Origin of the sequence: Paraburkholderia sp. GAS448, from assembly GCF_050435685.1 — a bacterium.
Classification (GTDB): domain Bacteria; phylum Pseudomonadota; class Gammaproteobacteria; order Burkholderiales; family Burkholderiaceae; genus Paraburkholderia.
Map to the genome: position 1 here is coordinate 1 of NZ_JBNDKT010000114.1, position 3241 is coordinate 3241.

General features: G+C 62.3%; 4 protein-coding genes. All 4 read right to left on the bottom strand.

All coding sequences use genetic code 11. From position 1 onward, the window contains the following. A partial coding sequence (locus P3T23_RS47320; RefSeq protein ID WP_429322897.1) for a filamentous hemagglutinin N-terminal domain-containing protein occupies positions 1-2208 on the bottom strand: 2208 nt, incomplete at its 3' end. An 80-nt stretch (positions 2209-2288) separates the two neighbouring features. Then, complete coding sequence (locus P3T23_RS47325; protein ID WP_429322898.1) at positions 2289-2579, bottom strand: hypothetical protein; 291 nt, start codon at positions 2577-2579, stop codon at positions 2289-2291. Between the two features lie 10 nt (positions 2580-2589). Beyond that, positions 2590-2883 (bottom strand): hypothetical protein, encoded by a 294-nt coding sequence (locus tag P3T23_RS47330; protein WP_429322899.1) that lies wholly within the window; start codon positions 2881-2883, stop codon positions 2590-2592. 102 nt (positions 2884-2985) lie between these two features. Continuing rightward, a partial coding sequence (locus P3T23_RS47335; protein WP_429322900.1) for a hypothetical protein occupies positions 2986-3241 on the bottom strand: 256 nt, incomplete at its 5' end.

A 3241-nucleotide genomic window follows, 5' to 3' on the forward strand; every position in this document is an offset into this window, starting at 1 on the left:
GATCAGCTGCTGCGCCGGGTCCTGAACCGGGCGCACCGGCGGCGCAGGCGGTGCGCCCGGCACGGTCTGCGCGTACGCCCGCTGGTTCAGGAAAACAGCCGCGACCAGCGCTGCCATGGCCAGCAACAGCGTCCACCACGCTTCCCTGATGAAGTCCATCAACGCGCGCATCAATACCACCACCACGTCGTCAGGCCCAGGTGCTTGGCCGATCTGCACCGACGTGCTGGACGGCGCGCGTACGGTGGTGATGCCGCCGGTGGCGCTGGTTCCCTTGCCGCCCGAGATGTAGCCGCCGTCAATCACGCCGTCACCGACCAGCGTAACCAGGCCGTCAGCAGCGAAGCCGCCACCCACATCGGTCGCGATGATCTGCGCCCACGTGCTGCCGAAAAAGGCCTTGAAGCCGCGATCCGCCGAATAACCGGTGACGCCCTGCGCATAGGTGACCGGCGCGATGACGCTGATATCGCCGCCGGCAAACACATTGCCGCCGATGTTGGCCGCGCTCGTGCCCGCCGTGATCGAGATATCGGCGCCGGACTGGATCGTGCCGCCGTACGGAGTGACGTTGCTCGACGCGCTCGCATGACAAACGATCCAGCAGCCGCGCGAATAGCTTGCCTGTCCCGCGAAGACCGCGGCATTGGTGAAGGCCTGCTGCGCGGTGATCGAGATATCGCCGTCATTGGTCTGGATCGGGCCGCCGGTGTTGGACACGTTGCGGCCGGAGATCGTCACCGGACCGCCAGTCGATGCAATCAGTGCCAGCTGGTCGGGCTGGCTGACCGTGCCGTAATCGACATCGAAGCCGCTCGTCGTATGCGTGAAGAACAGGAAGCTGCCGCCAGTACTGGAATACGCCACGGGTGCGCCGCCATCGACGCCGTCGGTGTGGTCAATGATGTTGGATACATCGCCCTGCGCGGCGACACTCACGCCCTGGTTGCCGAGAATCCGGGCGTTCTCGTTGGTGATGTCGCCCGCGGCGTTCAGCGACAGGACACCGCCTGCCGCGAAGATGATCCCGAGATTCTCAGCGGTCGAGCGATTGACGATGCTGCCGCCTGCATTCAATGTCAGGCCATCGCCAACGGGCGTGCCATCCGCTGACAGGGCACCCGCCTGGATCACGCTGCCTGTGTTCGAAATGTCGCCCGCACTGGTGAGGCTCACGGCATTGCCTGCGCTCAGGATCGACGGGCCGGTCGCGTCATCAGCAAGCGTGATGCCGTTCGCGTTCACGGTCACGTTGTTCGCCGCGCTGACCTGTGCACCCTGCAGCGACAGTGCGCCCGATGTGGAAAGGCTGACATTGCCTGCGGCCTTGACTGAACTGTCAATAACGCCCACATCGCCGTTCGCCGACACGACGACGTCGCCTGCCGTCGCATAGAGCGCCCCTAGACTGTGCACGCCCGCGCCCTTGTCGGTGACGACCAGTTCGACACGCCCGGCCGTCATGCCGCCTAGCGCCGTGATGTCTACCGCGATACCCGAGCTGCTGGCGCCGGGCGAGGTGAGACCAGTCAGCCAGTCATGCCCGTTGTCGGTAGGGGAATAACCTGTATCCCAGGTGGTCGTGCTGTCTCCCGCGATCGCGCGAACGCCGCCGGTGGAACTGGTGTAGTCGTTGGTCACCGGTCCGTTGACGGCGAGCTGCTTTGCGACCAGATCGAGGTTGACCAGCGTGCCGGACAGGCCGCCCGCACCGATCGTGATCGTGCCGCCGTTCGTCGTCAGCACGACATTGCGCTGCGTGATGCCGGGGGCAAGCGTCACATCATTGAAACTGACCTGCCCGGTGGACAGCACGACATGGCCGGCATTGACGAAGCTGCCGCCGTCGACCGTGATCCCGTTTGGGTTCGCCAGAATCACGTTCGCGCGCGGCCCCAGCACCCCGATCGCCCCCTGGATCAGCGACGGGTTCGTGCTGGTCACCTGGTTGACGATCGTTTGCGCGTTGATGCCGGTGTTGTTCAGGTCCGCGCCGGGCTTGCCGACGTTGAATGACGAATAGGTGTTGTGCGACACCCCGCCGAATGCCGGAGCAATATTGACGGTCTGGTGGCCGTTGGCTGCGGTTGACACCGAGGTGGCGGTGCCGCCGTCGGGAACGATGCCGGCCGCCGGTGCGCCCTGCGCAAGCATGCAGAGCGCCACGCCTACGGCCTGCGCCATCGGCGTGTTGGAAACGTATCTCATTAGTATACCAAAATTGTTAATTCAATTTAACGATTCGCCCGGCTGTCCTGTTTCTCAATTGCGCCGAGGCAGATCCGCTCTTATCGGCTTAATTCGGACTGTGGCTTGATTCCGTTGTGATCAATTCGGCAGCACCACTTCACGTGTGCCGCCCAGCCCGGTTGCGTATTTTTCTCCACGATCCCGTCAGCCACTAAATTATCGACATTCCCGTTCTCGTCTAAATCGTCCATGTACACGCGCACAGGCATGCCTTCGTGAAGTTGAACCGTAATACCGCGAGCGTCGCCTTTGCTGTCACTAGCAGATAGCAATACGGTATGTTCATCTACCATTTCATTGAAGTCGACATAGAAGACTGGTTTCGGCATAAGTCAGCTCTCACATCCCAACCTTCGCTGGGTTTTTGATCGTCGGAGTGAACAAATTCTGCAATTGTTGCGCAGTCAATCCGCTTATGGTCGCGTGATTGGGATTATTCTGGGTCCCGTCGTAGACGATCGTTCCACCAGCGGCTTGGATAGCACCTACAGTGGTCACTCCAACCTGCCCATTCTTGAACGGCAGCGACAGCGTCAGTGTAGTTCCGCCGTTGCTGCTCTGCGTGGATACACCGTTGAGCGTTCCATCAGCGTTTTGTGTAACACCACTGCCATTCGCAAAGTTTTCGCCCAAACATGTGCCGCCCCGACAGACGAGAGCCGAACTAGCGGGCAGCGATGACCGCCATCATGAAGACGTTGTCAAACATCGACGGAGCGCCCATCACGGTGATCGTCAGGTTATCGCTGACCGTGCTCTGCGTGAAATTGCCTCCAAGCTGGCTCTGCAGATTGGCGAGCAGGGTCTGCCGCCCGCCGTGAAGGTCGTGTTGTTCGCGACACTGACCGTGCCGCTGCCGGTCAGGTCGCGCCCGGCGTTGACCGTCGCGTCGCCCGTGCCGTCCACTTCCAGCCCGCCGTCAAGCGCCACATCGCGCGCGGCCGTGATCGTGCTGCTCTGACCGCTGTGCACCGCGCCCGTGACGCCTGCG